Source organism: Saltatorellus ferox (assembly GCA_007751475.1).
Classification (GTDB): Bacteria; Planctomycetota; UBA1135; order UBA1135.
In genome coordinates this window covers 4,516,809-4,533,083 of the sequence record CP036434.1, presented here as the reverse complement: position 1 = coordinate 4,533,083, position 16,275 = coordinate 4,516,809, and the positions used below count along the sequence as shown (strand labels likewise).

Sequence of the window (16,275 nt, the reverse complement as noted above, 5' to 3'; positions counted from 1 at the left end):
GACCCCAGCCAAGACGACCGGATTCGTCTCCTGTACCCATGAGCGCCTTCACTCAACTCGACTATCTCGACCTCGACGACCAGTACTCCGAAGAGGAGCTGATGGTCCGCGACACCGTGCGCGGCTGGATCACCGAGCGCTTCAATCCCGTCGTCATGGAGCACTTCGAGGAGGGCACCTTCCCGATGGAGCTGGCGCCCGAGCTGGGTGAACTTGGGGTCTTCGGGCCGACGACCCCCGAGGAGTACGGCGGCGCAGGGATGAACAGCGTCGCGTACGGGCTGATCTGCCAGGAGCTAGAGCGCGGTGACTCCGGCCTCCGGAGCTTCTGCTCGGTCCAGGGATCCCTCGTCATGTGGCCGATCCACGAGTACGGCAGCGAGGAGCAGAAGCGCGAGTACCTTCCGAAGCTTGCCACCGGCGAGATGATCGGCTGCTTCGGCCTGACCGAGCCGGACTTCGGCTCGAACCCCGGCGGCATGCTGACGACGGCCCGCAAGGACGGCAACGACTACATCATCAATGGCCGGAAGATGTGGATCACCAACGGTAGCGTGGCTCAGATCGCCATCGTCTGGGCCAAGGTCGAGGGCCGCATCCGCGGCTTCATCGTCCCGACCGATGCCAAAGGCTTCAGTGCGCCGAACCACAACCACAAGTGGTCGCTGCGCGCGTCGTACACGAGCGAACTCGTCATGGAGGACGTGCGCGTCCCGGCCTCGGCCATGCTGCCCGGCGCCGACGGCCTCCGCGGCCCTCTCCAGTGCCTGACCCAGGCCCGCTACGGCATCGCCTGGGGCGTGATCGGCTCCGCGTACGCCTGCTTCGACGAGACGCTGCGCTACCAGAAGGAGCGCATCTCGTTCGACAAGCCGATCGCTGCCTACCAGATCCCGCAGATGAAGTTCGCGAACATGGCGACGGACATCACCTGCGCCAGCCTTTTGAACCTGCGCCTCGGGCGCCTCAAGGACGAGGGCCGTTTCACCTCGGCTCAAGTCTCCATGGCCAAGCGCAATAGCTGCAAGGTGGCGCTGGAGACGGCGCGGACCTGCCGCGACATGCTCGGCGCCAACGGCGTGACGCTGGAGTACCAGACGGGCCGCCACATGCTGAACCTGGAGTCGGTGATTACCTATGAGGGTACCCACGACATCCACACGCTCGCCATTGGCGCGGAAGTCACCGGGATCATGGCCTTCCGATAGGGGGAGACCCCCGGCAAGAAAGAAGCCCGCGCCTGATGGAATCAGGCGCGGGCTTCTTTCGTCTCGTCCCGCCTCGCAGCGGTTCGGCAGATCGTTCAGAGCCGCTCGACGACAGGACCCAGATCGTTCAGCACCTTGTCGATATGCGCCTGCTCGTCCTCGTCGAGGTTGCCGACGGTCTTGGACTGGAGCATGCGCAGGTCCGCGATCAGCATCCGCGCGTTGTCCGCGTGGACGTCTCGCTTGCCCGTCATGGGATTCTCGAGGAGCCCGCAGGACATCATGAGCTGGTAAGCGAGCCGCGTGATGAACAGGCGAAACTCGCCGCCGGGCAGCGGCACGTCGGCCGCTGTCTTGGTCTCTTCCGTCATGGTGGTTCTCGGGGAGCGCTTAGGAATGAGCGACGGCCGCGGGCTTCGCGCTACCGCCCGCGGCCCTGGGGAGCTGGTCGACGGACAGGGCCTTGGCCGCCGCCACGAAGCCGCTGAACACGGGCTGCGGGGTCAGCGGGCGGCTCTTGAACTCGGGGTGAAACTGCACGCCAATGAAGAACGGATGGTCCGGGATCTCCACGATCTCGACGAGATCGCGCTCGGGGTTCGTGCCCGAGAGGTTCATGTCGGAGGCTTCGAAGGCCTCGCGGTAGGCGTTATTGAACTCGAAGCGGTGGCGATGGCGCTCGTCGATGAGGTCGTCTCCGTAGAGCTTCCGCGCGAGGGAACCTTCCGTCAGATCGCAGGCGTACGCGCCGAGCCGCATCGTTCCACCCTTGGGCACCCCTTCCTGATCGTCCATGAGGCTGATCACGGGGTGCTTGGTGAGCGGCGAATGCTCCAGCGTGTGTGCACCGTCGAGGCCGAGGACGTTGCGCGCGTATTCGATCACCGCGCACTGCATGCCGAGGCAGATCCCGAAGAAGGGCACCTTGGACTCGCGGGCCCAGCGGATCGCGCGGATCTTGCCCTCGAGTCCGCGCTCGCCGAAGCCGCCAGGAACCAGCACGCCGTGGACGCCCTCGAGCAGGCGCGAGGCGGCTTCCGCCGAGTCGATCGTCTCCGCCGAGATCTTCCGGAGCTTGATCTCCACGTCATGGGCGATTCCAGCGTGGGAAAGCGCCTCGTAGATCGACTTGTACGCGTCGTGCAGCTCGACGTACTTGCCGACGATGCCGATCTCGACGGTCTTGTCGATCGCGCGGATCCGCTCGATCATGTCGGCCCAGTCGCCGAAAGGCGTCGGTCCGTCGAGGCGAAGCCCGAGGTGGTGCGCGATGAGCCTGTCGATGCCCGCTTTCGTCAGGTCCATCGGGACCTCGTAGATCGAGAAGTCGACGTCGCGCTCTTCGATCACGGCCTCGGGGCGGACGTTGCAGAAGAGGCTGATCTTCTTGAACATGTCCTGGTCCATCGGGACCTCCGTGCGGCAGATCAGAACGTCCGGCTGGATGCCGATTTCGCGGAGCTTGCCGACCGACTGCTGCGTCGGCTTGGTCTTGAGCTCTCCGGAGGCGCGGAGGTAGGGGAGCAGCGTCAGGTGGATGAACATCACCTCGCCGCGAGGGCGATCGAGCGCGAACTGGCGCACGGCCTCCAGGAACGGCAGAGACTCGATGTCGCCGACGGTGCCGCCAATCTCGGTGATCGCGACGTCCACGTCGGCGTCGGTGACGCCTGCGACGATCGCCTCTTTCAGCGCATCGGTGATGTGGGGGATGACCTGGACGGTCTTACCGAGGTAGTCGCCGCGGCGCTCCTTCTCGATCACCGAGGAGTAGATCTTGCCCGTCGTGAAGTTCGAGGCCTTGGTCAGCCGCGCGTGGGTGAAGCGCTCGTAGTGGCCGAGGTCGAGGTCCGTCTCAGCGCCGTCGTCGGTCACGTAGACCTCGCCGTGTTGGAACGGGCTCATGGTGCCCGGGTCGACGTTGATGTAGGGGTCGAGCTTCTGCATCGACACCTTGAGTCCCTGGCGCTCCAGGATCATGCCGATGGCGGCGGACGTCAGGCCCTTACCGAGGCTCGAGACGACGCCTCCCGTGATGAAGATATGCTTCGGCATTAGCGGATGCTCCCAGGAAAGAGGCCGACTCCGCCGTCTTGTGGGCGGGCCTGGCCACGGAGGCGTGTGCTGATTTCGGGCTGCTTGAATTCGACCTGTCCCTCGACGGCCTGGTACTGGCGGACCTCACCGTACACCTGCAGGTAGATGGGCAGGAGGCGGGTGAAAGTCTTCTTGGCCTCGGGATCGGTCTCGGCGTCATCGGAATTGACCAGGTAGCTGGTTCTGCCGTTGACCTTGAGTTCGAGCACGCCATCCAGGGAGCGGTCCGCTGGATCGACAGCGCCGTCGATCGCGTACTTCCAGAACCCCTCGCTCTCGAAGAGCTGGGCCACGCCCTCGATGATCTGGTCGTCACAGACCTTGATGTCCGCCGAGTTCTTCGTGTTGGACTGGAACGAGAGGGCGCGTGCGGCCGGCGTGTCGCCCGGTATGCCCATCTCCTTCAGCATCGACAGCGACACGAGACCGAGAACGTTGCCGCGCGCGGGGTTGAGGTAGGTCACCGACCCCGCCGTACCGGACACCGAGTCCGCTGGACCGGAGGAGTTCGTCTCACCGCCGTTCGAGCCGGTCGATGAGCAGCTGGATGCGGCCAGCGCGAAGAGGACCAGCGCGAGGGGACCCAGCGTGAGAGGGATCAGCGCCTTGGGTAGTACCTGGCGGGCGACTGAAGGGGGCGTGAACATGGGCGGCAGAAGGGAGCCTGCGGTGGAAAACAAGCCTGTCCGGACCACTTCCGCACCCCTGAGAAACGCTCCCGCGGAGGATCGTTCCCAGGGCATCCGGCAGCAACCCGGATCTGGACCCGCCAACACTACTGCGGGCGGAGGGCTGCCTCAACCCGAAGAACGTTTCCGCTGCCTCCGTTCTGATCTTCTTCCCCAGGAGGGGGCACTTCTCCGATCAGGAGGTGCCCGAAGTCCCGCGTGAAGCGGTGTCCGTCGTCGCTCACGCCGGTCTCCGGATCGAAGCTGTCCCGTTCTGCGTACATCTGCCCGGGGCCGACCCCGCGCCACTTCGGGTCGAGGGGCTCCAGGCGTCCAGTGGGGAAGAGGACGCCCGCGTCGCTGGCGTCGACGGTCACGATGTCGAGCCAGAGGCGGACGGGGTCGCCGGCCCGAACGGGATCGGACGTGTCCGCGGCGCTGATCGCTCCCTGGTAGGGGGCGAGCACGAAGCCTTCCGTGAGCCGGCTCCCGGTCTCCATGTCGATCATGCGCCGCTTGTTCCAGCCCGGGCGGCGGATCGCGACTGCTCCCTGGTCGGAGTCCTTGCCCGTGACCCGCACGAGGATCACGTAGTCCGCGATGATCCGGGGCCCGATCTGGTCGAAGTCGAACTCCACCCAGAGGAGGTCATCCCCGGGAAGCCAGGTGGCCCGCGCGTCCTCCAGCTCTACCTGCTCGAAGATCTCCATCAGCGGGCGCTCCATGCGAATGAGTGGCGTGCTGTCGTTCCTCGGGTTCGCCTCCGAGAACTCGGCCAGCACGCGGCGGCGGTCCCCCAGGTCTGGATGGCGGACCAGGACGAGGATCGGGCCGAAGCGCAGCTCGTCGCTCTCGCGATTCCAGAAGGCCGCCGCGACGTGAAAATTCTCGGAGAGCGTCTGGGAAAGTTCGCGCGCCCATTCGAGTTCCGGCTCGCCCAGGAAGGCGTCGCGCCGGAGCAGCGCGGAGTGAACGATGAATGCGTCGAGCCCTCGAATCTCTTCGAGCGTGATCTCCCGCTCCTCGGCGGAATCGAGGTGGGAGAAGCTGCCGTCTGGCTGGTTCGTCAGTTTGATGAGTTCCAGGTGGGGGGCGGTCCGGAAGAGTACGGACCAGTGGTAGCTCGCTCCCACGACCGGCTTCTGGCCGGAGGCCGCCAGCGACTTCAGTGGCTCATATTCATTGAGCCACTCGGCGGCATGGGCGAGGGAGGCCATACTCGTGGACGTGAAACCCGTCAGGGTCTTGACGCCCTGGATGGGGGCAACGATCAGTGCGCAGGCCACCAGGGCGCCGCGGAGGCGAGCTCCCGGTGCGCTTGCTTTCCCCGCGATCGTGGCAAGGCCCAGGGCGCTGTAGGCCGCGAAGGCCGGGAGCATGGGCAGCCAGATCCGCATCTCCTTGGTGCCCTTCATCGCGGTTGCCGCGATCAGCGCTGCGGCTGCGACCCATGGCGCGCTGGCGGAGATCATCTTGCCGAGCCTGCCGCGCATCACGTGGGCGTGGACGAAGAGCGCGCGCACTGCCGCCACGAGCGTCCCGAAGGCGAAGACGGGGACGAGCCAGCGAGGTGCGAACTCGGCGAAGTGGTCGAAGTACCAGGAGGCGCGGTTCGCCTGAATGAGGTCCTCGGCGTTCCTCGAGATCTGGTCCGCGCTGGATTCCTCGATGACCTCGTAGGCGATGTCGTACAGCGTGTGCCCGAGTTCGATGAAGCCGATCTTGTACATGTACGCTGCGATCTGGGGCAGCGTGTTGACGATCACGTAGTTGCTGAGCCCGATGCCGAACTGTCCATAGGCGGCCAGGTCGAAGGCGCATTGGAGGACGAGCATCGCCGCCAGAGCGAGGCTGCCGGAGGCTGCGAATCGGACGGTGGCGCGGAGTCGCTCCTTGAACGAGGGTGCGGGCTCGCCTGCGATTCCGTGGGAGGGCGCCTGGAGCCGGACGATGAACGCGAGGGCGGTCGCGACCACCACGACGGGAATGGTCTTGAACGCTGCGAGGATGGCGAGGCCGAAGCCGAGGCCGGCCTTCGCCCCGTTCCGCGCGGTCGTCCTGGCGAGGAACGCCCAGTTGACACCGTAGGCCAGTGCGGCGGCGGCGCCGATGTCGGCCATCGGGATGGCGGAGAACTGGAGCAACGTGGGGGAGGCCAGGGCGACGAGCCCCGCGAACCAGCCGACGTTTCGCGCGCTCGCGTCGCCCTCGCCGACGAAGCTGGCGAGGGCTCGTCCCAGGTGGACGGTGGCCACCACGAACAGCCACGTGATCATCACGTGCACGGCGGCAGCGTAGGGCAGGATCCAGCGGGTCTCTTCGACGCCGAGGGTCTTGCCGAGGACCTGACTCAAGAACAGCGCAGGCAGGTGCAGCAGGGTGATGCCGGCCGAGCGGAGCTGCTTGGCGTCGACGAGGAGTTCGCCACGGACGAAGGCGAGTGCTCGCTCCAGGTACTCGACCGCGTCGGCGAAGATCGTTCCCTCGGTCCTGACGAAGGAGAAACCAGCCAGCGCGAGGGTCAGGCCCAGCAGTCCCCACCAGGGGAGCCAGGTCGAGGTGGCGGTTGCCAGGTCGCCTCTGCTCGGTGCGGTCGAATGGACGCGACGTACCGGTGGCGCGTCGACGATCACTCCCGAGTCGGAGGTCGAAGCGGCTACTGGGCTGGCGATGCCAGGGGAGACGTCATTGGCCAAGGGCAGGTTCGACATGAGCCTCCCCACCATACCCCGACTTCCCGCTCCGACGCCAACGTGTCTCGAATCGGGGGGGCTCTCTGCTGGGCCTGTCGGAGCACCTTCTTCCCTGCTCGATCGGGTCCGTCGGAGGAAACCCGCGATTCGGTTCTTGAATCGGGATCCCTCGCTTTGGATTCTTCATCCGGCGTCCACGGCTTTGCACGGCCAACGGCGCCTTCCAACCGCACCCTTCATCCGCCAGCTGGGTCTTGATCGCCAGCTGGGCCACTCTCCATCTCCGGACCCTTCCGGAGTTGCTTTCCCGCACCGCACACCCGGGGGAGCTGGGGGTGGGCTCACCACATCCATCCGTCTCGGCCGCTCGCGGCCGAGCACTCACCCGGGCGATACGCTCCGGGGGTTCCATGGGCAAGTCCGAGAAGCTCGTCGTCCTGAGCGTCCTGTTAGTCGTCGTCCTGCTCTTCGTATGGTCGCTCCAGGGCGACACCTCCAGCGAGAAGCCGGCCAGCCAGGTCTACGCCGCCGATCGCGGGTCCGTTGCGGAACCTCCGATGACCACGCGCGTTGCGAAGGGGAGCGCGCAGGCGGGGAGGGAGACGGGTTCCCGGCCCTCGAATCTCCGGCCATCGAATCTCCGGCCCTCGAATCTCCGGCTATCGGGGACCACCCTCGGCGGGGATCGAGATTCGACCCCGCTCTCCGACGAGGTCCTGTCCGATGAAGTCAGCGTCAGCGAGGCCCCGGGCGCGCCGAGATCGAATTCGAACGGGATGCTACTGGCCGAGACCGACGGCTCGGGAACGGTGGAGATCACGTCTTCAGGCTCGTCGCGCAGGGGCACTTCCTCGATCGCAGATCCGGCGGTCCGCACGGATGAACTCGACGGAGCGACCTCCCGCAGCGGCGTGTCCCGTGCCCGTGTTCGCATGCAGCACGGCTGGGATCTCATCACCACGTCGGGTCTCCAGGGGACGGTTGATCCATCCATGTTTCTCTACGACGTCTCGGCACAGGATGTGACGTGGGAGGCTCTCGCGAAGGACCTCTACGGCGACGAGGCCAAGGCCGGCCTGCTTCGGCACAACAACGAGGGGATGGACGAACCGAAAGGTTCGGTCTTCGTTCCCGCCAAGGACGACCTGGGCCGCGAGGCTTCCGTTCGAACGGTGGAGGTCCTCCAGGGCGAGAGCCTGTGGCAGGTCGCCAAGCGCACGCTCGGCAAGGGCACGGAGTGGAAGGCGGTCTACGAGGCGAATCGCGACGTGATTGCCGATCCGGACTTCGTCGCGCCGGGGACCATCCTGAAGATCCCGGTTCAGTAGTTCGGGGTGGTTTCGGGTCGGCTGGCCCTCCGATGCCGGCCGTCTCCCTCGCTGGTCCTTTGGGGCTTCAGGTAGAGCCTCGAGGGCGGAGGGAAAGCGGCAGCCCTACTTCAGATCGTACCGGTCCAGCTTCTTGTAGAGGTGCGACCGTTGCATGCCGAGCTCCTCGGCCGTCCGCTTGACGTTGCCGTTGTTGCGGTCGAGCCGCGTCCGGAAGAAGAGGGCCTCGGCCTCGTTCTTGAAGTCCTCGAAGGTGGCGGCATCGAAGGGGGCTTCGAAGCGGCTGGTCGGCGCGGAAGCGCCCCCCGACGACGCACCGCCGCCGAGAGCACCGCCTCCGCCGCCGACGGAGCGCGTCATTCCCGGGCCCGATTCCATGACGCGGGCGATCTCGGCCGAGGTGATCTTGGAGTCCTCTGCAAAGATGGAGGCGGCTTCCAGGACGTTGCGGAGCTGGCGCACGTTGCCGGGCCAGCCGAACGACTGCAGCGTCTCGGCCGCGTCGTCGCTGAGCACGTCGGGGCTGCGGCCGATGCGGGCTGCCTGGCGCTCCAGGAGATGCCTCGCGATCATCGGGATGTCACCGGTGCGCTCACGGAGCGGTGGGACGTGGAGGGGAACGACGTTCAGGCGATAGAAGAGGTCCAGGCGGAACGACTTGTCCTCGACGCTCCGGGCGAGGTCCGCGTTGGTGGCGGCGATGACGCGGATGTTGACGGAGCGCGTCTGGCTATCTCCGACGCGCATGACCTCGTGGGTCTCGAGGGCGCGCAGGACCTTCGCCTGGGCGGCCAGCGGCATGTCTCCCACCTCGTCGAGGAAGAGGTTGCCGCCATCGGCGGCCTCGAAGTGGCCGACTCGGTCCTCGTGCGCTCCGGTGAACGAGCCCTTGAGGTGGCCGAAGAGCTCCGACTCGACCAGCTCTGCGGGAATGGCGGCGCAGTTGACCGTGATGAAGGGGCCGCCCGCACGTGGACCGCTGAGGTGGACGTTGCGTGCGACGAGTTCCTTGCCGACTCCGTTCTCCCCGGTGATGAGAACCGACGACTCGGAGTCGGCGACGCGCAGGATCGAATCGCGCAGCTTCTTCATCGCATCGGACTCTCCGATCAGTTCGAAGCCGGACCGAAGGCGCTCTTTCAGCCCCCGGTTCTCCGTTTGGAGGCCCGCATTCTCCTCCATGAGTGCGCGCTCGCGCAGCGCCTTGTGGATCGTGACGAGCACGCGATGCTCGTCGAGCGGCTTTTCCAGGAAGTTCACCGCCCCGCGCTGCATCGCGTCGACGGCGACGGGGACGTCGCCGTGACCGCTGATCATGATGACGGGGGGCGCAGCCTCGGCGCTGCCCGCCTCCTCGATGATCGAATCGAGCAGCTCGAGCCCGTCGACCTTGGGCATCTTCAGGTCGGTGAGGATCGCCGCGGGAGGCGTCTTCTCCTGGCGCAGTCGCGCCAGCGCCTCCTCGCCGTTGCGGGCGGTCCAGACGTTGAAACCCTCGTACTGGAGCGTCCCCTCCAGCGCCTGCCGGATATCGCCGTCGTCATCGACCACGAGAATCGTGCGTCGCCCCGTCTTTTCTTCGGACCTCATCGATGCCATGCGGTGCATTCTGTCAGCTCCTCTACCCTCGCGCGATCCATGCATCCCTTCCTCTCTCCATTCTCTACCTCTCTTCTCGCTGGCTCTCTCGATCTGGAGGGGTCAACCGGCGCAGAATCCAGCGGGCGGCGCACGCCCCTGATCGCGGGCGTGCTCTCCGGCACGTCGGCCGACGGAATCGATGTCGTCCTCGCGGTGGCCCGCTTCGAATCGAATACCCAGGAGAGCGGGCGCCTCGTCGGAATCGAGGGCGTCGCCCTGGCGACGGAGCCGTTCGACAGCGATCTGGGCGAGCGCGTTCGCGCGGCGCTGGATGGCGCGCCGCTCGGGCTCGGCGATCTCGCCGAGCTCGACCGAGACCTCGGACTCGCCTTCGGCGCCGCGGCTCGCCGGGTCGCCGATCGGCACGACCTCGGTGAACTCGTCCTGGTGGCCAGCCACGGCCAGACCGTCTTCCACCACGACGGGGACCCCGCGCGCGGGAAGGTGACGCTCCAGCTCGGCGACGGTGACTTCGTGGCCGAAGCCGCCGGCGTCGCCGTGGTCTCCGATTTTCGGACCCGCGATTGCGCGGCGGGAGGGGAAGGCGCCCCCCTTGTCGGGCTCGTGGACGACGTTCTGTTCGCCGCCGCGCCGCGCCCGCTGGCCATTCTCAATCTGGGAGGGATCTCCAACTGGACGATCCTCGCGCATCGGGGTGCGGATCCTGTGGCGTTCGACGCCGGTCCTGCCGGCGCCCTCCTCGACGGGCTGAGCCGGGCGCTGCTCGATGCGCCGTTCGATCCGGGCGGCTCGGCCGCGTCCATGGGCACGGTGGACGACCGCCTGGTCGAAGAATGGCTCCGCCACCCATTTTTTCTGACGAGGGGACCGAGGAGTACCGGGAGGGATACCTTCGGGAGGCCTTACGTCCAGGCGATCCTCGATGCGATGGGGGAGGCAGTGGGTGACCGCGCCAGCGATCTCCTTGCTTCGGCCTGCGCCTTTGTGGCGAAGGCGGCTTCGCGAGCGCTGGCCGAGAGCCTCCCCGTGGGATCGGCGCCTGTCCATCTATTGGTGGCGGGAGGCGGCATCCATAACGCCACGCTGATGGCTGCCCTGGAGGCTTCCGTGGCCGGCGACCTGGCTGCCCGAGGGGTCGAAACCGCCTCTTTTGGGTCCTCGGACGCCGCAGGAGTGCCCCCGGACGGCCGCGAGGCGCTGGCCTTCGCCGCCCTGGGCGCCCGCTTCTTGATCGGCGAACCGTCCACCTCCCGAGCCGCCACAGGCGCTGCGCCAGGCCGAATCCTGGGCAAATGGAGTCCTGCCCCTCCCATCCCCGTATCCGACACAAACGGACCAGGTCCATCCATTCCGGAATGAACGGACCAGGTCCGTTCATTCCGGAATGGATGGACCTGGTCCGTTTGTGTCGGATACGGGGATCTGGAAAGCAGTTGGTAGCCGCCGGGCTCGGGGTGGGTAGCGGCCGCTCAGGCCTGGGGAATCGTCAGGGCTTCTGCCGCTTTCTGCACGAGCAGTCGGGGCGTTTCTTGACCGCCCCCTTCCCTTGGCTATCATCGCCCACCCTAATTCCGCGTCACACGAACCGAACCGAGTCGCCCATCGCGGCATCCCCCCACGGTCCTTCCACCTCTGCTATGAGCCGATCGCGCTTCCTGGGTCTCTTGACCCTCCCCGTCTTGACGGCAGCCTCCTCCTTTGGCGCCGCATCGTTCGCGCCTCTGCCGCAGGACGTTTCGGGCGACTTCACCTCCGCCATCGAAATGTGGAGTCAAGGTCGCAAGCAGGAGTCCCTCGATGCGATGCGTCGCCTCCTGGCCTCTGACCCCTCCCCCGAAGACGTCTACGAGGCTTACCTCGCTGCGGACGCTGACATCGTGACCTCGTTCATGGCCGAAGGCGATGAGTTCACGCAGGTCGCCCAGCGCTTCTTCGAGCGCGCGAGCCTTGGCCGCAAGGCGATCGAGAACGATGAGGATCGCATCAAGGAGGGCGTCTCCGAGTACATGAACAGCGACGACGCCAGCGCCGCCATGCGCGTCATGGCGAACCTTCGCTCGGCCCACGGTGAGTACGCCGCGCCGCGCTTCATCAACCTTCTTGCGGACGACGACAACCCCGACCGCGTCCGCAAGGCCATGATGGGTCTCGTCGGCCTCGGCCGCCGCGCCGTCATGCCGCTCCTCGCGACGCTGGACTCCGACAACGCGACCCAGCGCATGAACGCTGCTGTCACGCTCGGTAGCATCGGCGACCCGCGCGCCGGAGCCATGCTCCTCGGCCTCGCCCAGTCGGACAGCGAAGCGATCGTTCGCACCGCTGCCGGAGACGCGGCAGCGCGCTGCGGCGCGAGCGGCGACCCCGTCGCTCAGCTCGTCGCGCTCGGCAACGACTACCATCATCGTCACGCCAGCGTCCTCCGCGACTACGATTACAGCGACGTGATCTGGGCCTGGGGCGACCGTCAGCTCGAGTCGATGCCGGTTCCGCGCTCGACCTACAACAACGAGATCGCCAAGAACTGCTACTACAGCGCGCTCGCCCTCGACGGCGGCTCGCTCGACGCCCAGGCAGGTATCGCCCGCGAAAGCGTCGACATCCAGGCCAAGCTGGCGGCCCTCGAGTCCGCGGGCCAGGACGTTTCTGACCTCGTCGAGAAGGCGCAGGCCGGCATGCTCGCCGTTCTCAGCGCTGGCCCCGGTGCCCTCGACCGCGCCCTCGGCTGGTCGGTCGAGTCCGGCGATTCCGCCACCGGCTCCCGCATCGCCCAGCAGCTCGGCGAGCTGGCCTCCGCGCCGCTCCCCAGCCTCACCGCAGCGCTCAGCGGCGGTGGAGCTTCGATGTCCGGCGAGGCCGCTGTCGCCCTCGCGCATATCGCGGTTCGGACCCAGAGCGGCACCAGCGCCGCCGTCGTGGACGCCCTCGGCACCGCCGCTGGTCGTCGCGTCGTCAAGATCGCTCTCGTCATCGACGGTGACGCCCAGCGCGCCGATTCGCTGATTTCGGCCCTCGACCAGCAGGACGTCCTCGGCCAGCACGCTGGCTCCGGCGTCCAGGGTCTTGTCATGCTCGGCCAGCTGGCCGGCGTCGACGCGATCCTCGTGGGCGATAGCCTCTCGGACATCACGACGGACGCGGTCATCGCACAGATTCGCCAGAACCCCGCCTACGAGAACACGCCGACCTACCTGCTCACCTCCAGCGAAGACGTGAGTGACGCCTACGGCGATCGCATCCAGGGCGCCTTCGCGGGTGCCGACGGAATCGACGCTCTCTCGGAGGTCTTCGAGGCCAAGCTGGACGACAGCCGCGCCCGCGCGGACGCCCTTTCGGCCCGCGCCGCGGGTGCACTGGCAGCGCTGGCCCAATCCGGCCGCACGGACGTCCGTGGTGCGATGTCAGGGCTCATGGCCGCTATCGACGGTCGTCGCGATGAGGTGGCCGGTCCCGCCCTTGCGGCCCTCGGAACGATCGCAGACGCCAGTGCTGCCAACGGCATCCTCGCGGTGCTGAGCGGTGATGGTTCGGACGCAGCTCGGATGGCAGCCGCCGACGCGATCGGTGCGATCGGAAGCCGCGTTTCGCTGGGCGCCGACGTCCAGGCGGCTCTCGCCGACGTGCTCGGTTCCGACGCGAGCCTTGACCTGAAATCGGCAGCTGCCCGCGCCCTTGGCCGTATGCAGATTGCCGATGGCGAGCGCGCCAGCGTCATGCAAAGCCTCCGTGTTCGCGTCGGTCAGTAGGACCTGACGGGAGTGAGGGTCTTGTCGCTGCCAGTGGGCGTCGACGAGACCATAAAATTTCACGAGGCCCGTTGCTTCCCACCGAGCACGGGCCTCGCTATCATCCCGCCCCCGCAGGCGCGTCCTGCATCCGCCAGAGTAGCTCAGTGGTAGAGCACCGCTTTCGTAAAGCGGCGGTCACGGGTTCAAATCCCGTCTCTGGCTCCATCCAATGACGAAGGGCCGTGCTTGCGAAGCAAGCACGGCCCTTCGTCATTGGATGGAGTTGTTTTCTGGCCCAGCCGCTGGCGCGGATGGAGCTGGGGCGGCGCGCGAAGCGTGCGAGCCGCCTCGCGATCTCCACTCGCGCGGGATCCCTCGCGGGAGGGCGGGTTGGCTTCCGGTTCGGGTTTCGGGTTGGCGCGGCTTGGTTCGGGCTTCGTTCCCGGCTTCGGGGGCGGCAGACTGGAGGGATGACGCAGAACAGGATCGACGGATTGATAGGCGTGATTCACCTTCTGGCCACCCCGGGAGCGGTGGGGTTTGGCGGGATGGCCGCGCTCCTCGAACGGGCGGTTGCGGATGCCGCTGCCTTCGTCGAGGGCGGGATTCGGCGGCTCATCGTCGAGAACTACCACGACGCTCCCTTCTTCAAGGAAGGTGTGGGGGCGGAGACCGTCGCGGCCTTGGCGCTCGCGGTCGATCGCGTACGCAGCGTCGAGGGTGTGGGCGAGGTGGGCGTCAACGTCTTGCGAAACGATGCGGCGTCTGCGCTGGGGATTGCGGCTGCTACCGGCGCCAGGTTCGTTCGCGTCAACGTCCATACGGGCGCGATGTTCACCGACCAGGGGCTGATCGAAGGGCACGCGGCGGCGACCATGAGGCTTCGGGAGCGCCTCGGAGGGAACGTTGCGCTCTTCGCTGACGTCCACGTCAAACACGCCACCCCGATCGCCGGGGAGAGGCTGGAGGACGCTGCTCGGGACGCGGTTCATCGCGGGCGCGCGGACGGGCTCATCGTCAGCGGCGTGGCGACGGGGGCGGCGCCCGAACCGGAGCGGGTCCAGCGCGTGCGCGCCGCCGTGGGCGATGGGGTTCCCATCCTCATCGGCTCCGGGTTCTCGCTGGCGACGGCGCGGGGGCTCCTCGAATTCGCCGACGGCGCGATCGTGGGGACGGCGGCCAAGCGGGATGGGAGGGTCGAGAACGAGGTCGACGCCGCGCGCGTCCGGGACCTCGTCGACGTGCTCGGCTAGTGGGATTCTGGCGAACGCGGCGGTACGAAGAAGCCCGCGCTCCCCTCTCCTGGGCGGAGAGATGAGCGCGGGCTCCTTTCAGTCTTCTTTTCTGGCGCTCGCCAGGATCACTCGAAGGTGATCGTGTAGCCGTCGCTGAAGTTCGAAACGATCGTCGGGTTTACGTCGCGGTACCAGGCCTGGAAGTTCCACGTCTCGCCCGCCTGGATCGCGATCGCGCCGTTCGGCTGCGGGACGTTGTTGACGTCGACGACGAGGCTGAGTTCGCCGAAGAGACCGGAGTTGCCGACCTGGCTCAGGTAGCGGCCGACTGCGCCGCCGACGCAGAGCGTTCCCTGCGAACCCGCGGGGTTGGCGACCTGGGCCTGCGTGTTGCTGACGATGAAGAACCCGAAGGAGTTCGGGGGCAGCGAGAACGCCGTGAGGCCGAAGTCGTTGTTGGAGAGCTGCTTCGTGCCGTAGCCCGAGAGGAACGCGGATCCGCCGGTGCTGTTCGGGGTCAGGACGCAGTAGTTGAGGCCGAGGGTGGGGGAGGTCGGCATGGCGAGGGCCGGACGGTAGAACTCGAGCGTGCACCGGATGCGGCGCGCCTGCTCCTCCGTGAAGTTCGTCATGCACGTGTCCGGGCTGTAATCCATGTAGTTGCGGACCGGATCCGGGCTACCGCAGCTCGAGGAGTTCGCGGGGCAGTTGTACTCCGGCTGCGACTCGGCATTCGTATCGCAGATGAGGTCGCCGCTGGTGTAGCAGTTCGAGCCGCCGCATCCGCCATTGAACGTGTGGTTGAGGCCGAGGAAGTGCCCGATCTCGTGGGTGAGCGTACGGCCCTGGTTGTAGGGGGCTGCCGGGGCGTTCCGCCCGACCGCGCTGTTCAGCACGACGACGCGGTCGCTGTTGCTACCGACGCTGTTCGGGCTCGACGCGGGCAGGAACGGCACGTAGCCGAGGATGCCCGAGGAGCCCTGGGGAGCACCGAGGGTGTAGATGTTCAGGTAGACATCCGGATCCCAGGCGAGCGTGTTCCAGTAGGACCCGCCGTCGCTGTACCAGGTGCTGTTGTTGTAGCGGTTGATGCCGGTCGTCGGGGCTCCGTTCGGGTCGACCGTCGCCAGGGCGAACTCGATCTTCGTGTCCGTTCCAGGGGCACCGGGCGTTCCGGAGAGGGCGCGGAAGTCCTCGTTCAGGATGTCGATCTGGCTGTTGAGGCGGCTATCCGGAACGTTGCCCGTGCCATTCGAGGTGCGAATGACGTGGAAGACGACGGGGATCCTCAGGACCTCCAGGTTCGCCGGCGAGTAGATCGGATCCGGGACCGTTCGGTTGGCGCTGCAGTCGCTCGGGGGCATGAAGCTGTTCTGCGTCGTGTTCGAATCCGGCGTGCCACAGCGGAAGTAGCCGAAGGGGCCGGGGACCTGGCCGTTGACGGTCAGGGTCGGCGCGCCAGGCTGCTGGCTGGCAGGCTGGGCCGTCTGGCTAAAGGCAGGGAGCGCGGCGATAGCTGCCACGGTGAGGATCGCTGTTTTCATGGGAGAGTGGGAGTCTCGGGCGCCCCAGGCGCTGCCGAGTGGTGTGCGTCCAGGCCGCGGGGGCCCAGGGCGCGGGGGCCAGGTGAGATGCGCCGGGGGAGCGCTTTGCTTTGATCGAACATGGACGTAGTCCGGACCCCGAAAAGATCCCTCGTTCTGGCTTCAAATGCCCCCG

General features: G+C 67.0%; 11 protein-coding genes and 1 tRNA gene. 6 read left to right on the top strand and 6 right to left on the bottom strand.

Annotated features, from left to right (window positions below):
• Positions 1 to 38: 38 nt before the first annotated feature.
• The gene (locus tag Poly30_RS16200; RefSeq protein ID WP_145199282.1) at positions 39 to 1,208 is read left to right on the top strand and encodes an acyl-CoA dehydrogenase family protein; all 1,170 of its coding nucleotides are present in this window, start codon (positions 39 to 41) and stop codon (positions 1,206 to 1,208) included.
• Between the two features lie 95 nt (positions 1,209 to 1,303).
• Here the strand turns inward: Poly30_RS16200 and Poly30_RS16195 are convergent, their stop codons facing one another.
• The 4 genes from Poly30_RS16195 to Poly30_RS16180 all read right to left on the bottom strand — a co-directional run bounded on the left by Poly30_RS16195 (position 1,304) and on the right by Poly30_RS16180 (position 6,684).
• Positions 1,304 to 1,579: a DUF1844 domain-containing protein gene (locus Poly30_RS16195; protein ID WP_145199279.1), complete on the bottom strand. Its 276-nt coding sequence runs from the start codon at positions 1,577 to 1,579 to the stop codon at positions 1,304 to 1,306.
• 19 nt (positions 1,580 to 1,598) lie between these two features.
• The gene (locus Poly30_RS16190; protein ID WP_145199276.1) at positions 1,599 to 3,263 is read right to left on the bottom strand and encodes a CTP synthase; all 1,665 of its coding nucleotides are present in this window, start codon (positions 3,261 to 3,263) and stop codon (positions 1,599 to 1,601) included.
• Complete coding sequence (locus Poly30_RS16185; RefSeq protein WP_145199272.1) at positions 3,263 to 3,952, bottom strand: hypothetical protein; 690 nt, start codon at positions 3,950 to 3,952, stop codon at positions 3,263 to 3,265. Before Poly30_RS16185 ends, Poly30_RS16190 begins: the two co-directional genes overlap by 1 nt.
• A gap of 128 nt (positions 3,953 to 4,080) precedes the next feature.
• Positions 4,081 to 6,684, bottom strand: a complete 2,604-nt coding sequence (locus tag Poly30_RS16180; RefSeq protein ID WP_145199269.1) for a hypothetical protein — start codon at positions 6,682 to 6,684, stop codon at positions 4,081 to 4,083.
• Positions 6,685 to 7,076: 392 nt separating this feature from the next.
• Between Poly30_RS16180 and Poly30_RS16175 the strand changes: the two genes are divergently transcribed.
• Positions 7,077 to 7,994 carry a LysM peptidoglycan-binding domain-containing protein gene (locus Poly30_RS16175; protein ID WP_145199266.1) on the top strand — a complete coding sequence of 306 codons (918 nt, stop codon included), beginning with the start codon at positions 7,077 to 7,079 and terminating at the stop codon, positions 7,992 to 7,994.
• Positions 7,995 to 8,099: 105 nt separating this feature from the next.
• Here Poly30_RS16175 and Poly30_RS16170 read toward each other — a convergent pair whose 3' ends face one another.
• Entirely contained in the window at positions 8,100 to 9,584 is a 1,485-nt protein-coding gene (locus Poly30_RS16170) for a sigma-54-dependent transcriptional regulator (RefSeq protein ID WP_145199263.1), read from the bottom strand.
• A 48-nt stretch (positions 9,585 to 9,632) separates the two neighbouring features.
• On the opposite strand from Poly30_RS16170, the gene Poly30_RS16165 reads away from it, so the two are divergent.
• The 4 genes from Poly30_RS16165 (at position 9,633) to Poly30_RS16150 (ending at position 14,574) form a co-directional block, all read left to right on the top strand.
• The gene (locus Poly30_RS16165) at positions 9,633 to 10,955 is read left to right on the top strand and encodes an anhydro-N-acetylmuramic acid kinase (RefSeq protein ID WP_145199259.1); all 1,323 of its coding nucleotides are present in this window, start codon (positions 9,633 to 9,635) and stop codon (positions 10,953 to 10,955) included.
• 278 nt (positions 10,956 to 11,233) lie between these two features.
• Positions 11,234 to 13,339 (top strand): HEAT repeat domain-containing protein, encoded by a 2,106-nt coding sequence (locus Poly30_RS16160; RefSeq protein WP_419190254.1) that lies wholly within the window; start codon positions 11,234 to 11,236, stop codon positions 13,337 to 13,339.
• 132 nt (positions 13,340 to 13,471) lie between these two features.
• Positions 13,472 to 13,546 (top strand) — tRNA-Thr (locus Poly30_RS16155).
• 245 nt (positions 13,547 to 13,791) lie between these two features.
• Positions 13,792 to 14,574, top strand: coding sequence for a BtpA family protein (locus Poly30_RS16150; protein WP_145199253.1), 783 nt, complete (start codon positions 13,792 to 13,794; stop codon positions 14,572 to 14,574).
• A 107-nt stretch (positions 14,575 to 14,681) separates the two neighbouring features.
• Here Poly30_RS16150 and Poly30_RS16145 read toward each other — a convergent pair whose 3' ends face one another.
• Positions 14,682 to 16,100, bottom strand: a complete 1,419-nt coding sequence (locus Poly30_RS16145) for a zinc metalloprotease (protein ID WP_145199250.1) — start codon at positions 16,098 to 16,100, stop codon at positions 14,682 to 14,684.
• Positions 16,101 to 16,275 lie beyond the last annotated feature (175 nt).

Bases quoted from the DNA above. Each gene is read 5' to 3' on its own strand.
- Poly30_RS16200 (WP_145199282.1), top strand. From the start codon at position 39: ATGAGCGCCTTCACTCAACTCGACTATCTCGACCTCGACGACCAGTAC.
- Poly30_RS16195 (WP_145199279.1), bottom strand. From the start codon at position 1,579: ATGACGGAAGAGACCAAGACAGCGGCCGACGTGCCGCTGCCCGGCGGC.
- Poly30_RS16190 (WP_145199276.1), bottom strand. From the start codon at position 3,263: ATGCCGAAGCATATCTTCATCACGGGAGGCGTCGTCTCGAGCCTCGGT.
- Poly30_RS16185 (WP_145199272.1), bottom strand. From the start codon at position 3,952: ATGTTCACGCCCCCTTCAGTCGCCCGCCAGGTACTACCCAAGGCGCTG.
- Poly30_RS16180 (WP_145199269.1), bottom strand. From the start codon at position 6,684: ATGTCGAACCTGCCCTTGGCCAATGACGTCTCCCCTGGCATCGCCAGC.
- Poly30_RS16175 (WP_145199266.1), top strand. From the start codon at position 7,077: ATGGGCAAGTCCGAGAAGCTCGTCGTCCTGAGCGTCCTGTTAGTCGTC.
- Poly30_RS16170 (WP_145199263.1), bottom strand. From the start codon at position 9,584: ATGAGGTCCGAAGAAAAGACGGGGCGACGCACGATTCTCGTGGTCGAT.
- Poly30_RS16165 (WP_145199259.1), top strand. From the start codon at position 9,633: ATGCATCCCTTCCTCTCTCCATTCTCTACCTCTCTTCTCGCTGGCTCT.
- Poly30_RS16160 (WP_419190254.1), top strand. From the start codon at position 11,234: ATGAGCCGATCGCGCTTCCTGGGTCTCTTGACCCTCCCCGTCTTGACG.
- Poly30_RS16150 (WP_145199253.1), top strand. From the start codon at position 13,792: ATGACGCAGAACAGGATCGACGGATTGATAGGCGTGATTCACCTTCTG.
- Poly30_RS16145 (WP_145199250.1), bottom strand. From the start codon at position 16,100: ATGAAAACAGCGATCCTCACCGTGGCAGCTATCGCCGCGCTCCCTGCC.